Origin of the sequence: Vibrio genomosp. F10 str. 9ZD137 (assembly GCF_049974785.1) — a bacterium.
Lineage (GTDB): Bacteria > Pseudomonadota > Gammaproteobacteria > Enterobacterales > Vibrionaceae > Vibrio.
The window spans coordinates 1-2,115 of record NZ_JBNGCJ010000792.1; the positions used below are offsets into that span (position 1 = coordinate 1).

The following is a 2,115-nucleotide window of genomic DNA, read 5'->3' on the forward strand; positions in this document are numbered from 1 at the left end:
CCGCCGATGCAGCAGGTCGAGGTTTATCTGTGGGCCTCTATGAAGCCAACGATTTTGCATCAGCGACCTCTTCAGCCAGTTCGAAACTGATTCATGGTGGTCTGCGTTATCTTGAACATTATGAATTTCGCTTAGTCTCAGAAGCGCTAGCAGAGCGAGAAGTGATTCTGAAGAAAGCGCCACATATCGCCCTTCCCATGCGTTTTCGTTTGCCTCACCGTCCCTTTTTACGCCCAGCGTGGATGATTCGCTGTGGGCTATTCCTTTACGATCACTTAGGCAAACGCACGACACTACCCGCCAGTCAATCTGTCGACTTAGCAAAATCTGGGTTGTTAAAACCAGAGATAAAAAAAGGATTTGAATACTCAGACTGTTGGGTGGACGATGCTCGTTTGGTTTTGCTGAATGTCTTAGCCGCAAAAGAAAACGGTGCCGATGTACGTAATTACTGTCGAGTTGAAAAAGCGCACAGAAAAGAGGGTCTATGGCACGTGACAATCCATGATGTGACAACCGATCAGCGTTTTGAGCGAAAGGCAAAGGCGCTGGTCAATGCCGCCGGGCCTTGGGTTAAGCAGTTTTTTGATGATGGATTAGAGCAAACCTCCCCTCGTAATATTCGACTGATCAAAGGATCTCATATTGTCATCCCAAGAATTCACGATGAACCGAAAGCCTATATTCTACAAAATAAAGACAGCCGAATTGTTTTCATGATCCCTTACTTAGATAAGTTTTCCATCATTGGAACAACGGATGTGGAATATCAAGGCGATCCACGCAAGGTGGTCATATCCGACGATGAAGTCGATTATCTCATTGATGTGGTGAATCAGCACTTTGTCACTCAAGTCAGTTCTGAGGATGTTGTTTGGGCCTACAGTGGAGTTCGACCGCTTTGTGACGATGAGTCCGACTCTCCACAAGCTATTACCCGCGACTATACGTTAGAGCTTGAATCCGAAAAAAATCAAACACCCCTGCTTTCTATTTTTGGCGGAAAACTCACTACTTATCGTAAGTTGGGTGAAGCAGCCATGAATAAACTTAAGCCTTTCTTGAGCAGCATGGGCGAAGAATGGACAGCAGACCACTGCCTACCTGGGGGAAACTTTAGCTGTACCAGAGAGCAACTCGCTCACACCATTCATGCCCAGTATTCATGGTTACCTGAAGCGTTAGTCCTTCGCTATGTTACCCAATTTGGTACCGACACTCGCAAGCTTCTAGAAGGCACGACAAGCCAAGCCGATATGGGCACTCAATTCTCTAAAGAAGCACACGGGGTCTACCAACGAGAAGTGGATTACGTGATTGAACATGAATTGGCTCGCACCTCAGACGACATTCTATGGCGCCGTACTAAACTGGGATTATACCTAGATAAAGAAGAACAACAGGCGGTTCAGCATTATGTTGATGCGACGGTTCATCAACAAGTCGTTCAGTTATCAGAAGTCAGTTAGCGTCTAAAAAGTACTGATCGAATAGATAAGTCAGCGCACAAACGATAAAGGCTTAACATCTCTAACCTGTTAAGCCTTTATTTCACAAAATCTTTATTTCAACAAATAAAAGTCATGTCGTTACCCTGGATGACCATCAATTCTCGGTTTCAGCAACATATGACCAAATCGGACGATGTACATCGAGAATGCCAAGATCCATAACCCACCGCTAATATTGACCATCATCATGAACTGTTCAGGGAAGAATGACACGCCCACGCTTCGAATTAACGCCGCCATCACTACTGCAACAAACGCGACCGTCATATTGGGTCCTTCGTAAATGTCACGTCCGGTATGACCCATAGTGACTCGCGCAATCATGGCCAAAATAACGCCAGCCAAAGCGCCAATGGCAAACAAGTGTATGAGGCTGTGGCTAACAAACGGGTTTTGCATCAGGCTGCGTAATATCAGACTGACAGGCAGACACAAGTACGCGACATGCAACGACCAGACTAAAGGCTCACTTAAGGTTAACCAAGGCTTCCAACGCATAACGCGCACTAACTGGGCTCCCCCTGCAATCATCATTAACGGTTGGCCTAGTTGAGCAAACGTTAATGGGAAAAAACTGAGAATAAACAACCCCGCCAAAGGCACA

At 46.0% G+C, this 2,115-nt stretch carries 2 protein-coding genes; one reads left to right on the forward strand and one right to left on the reverse strand.

Going from position 1 to position 2,115, the window contains the following annotated elements; genetic code table 11:
- A partial coding sequence (gene glpD, locus ACP45E_RS18375; RefSeq protein ID WP_069585397.1) for a glycerol-3-phosphate dehydrogenase occupies positions 1-1,469 on the forward strand: 1,469 nt, incomplete at its 5' end.
- A 120-nt stretch (positions 1,470-1,589) separates the two neighbouring features.
- Here the strand turns inward: glpD and ACP45E_RS18380 are convergent.
- Positions 1,590-2,115 (reverse strand): NnrS family protein (locus ACP45E_RS18380; RefSeq protein WP_198927760.1); only part of this gene is annotated, 526 nt, incomplete at its 5' end.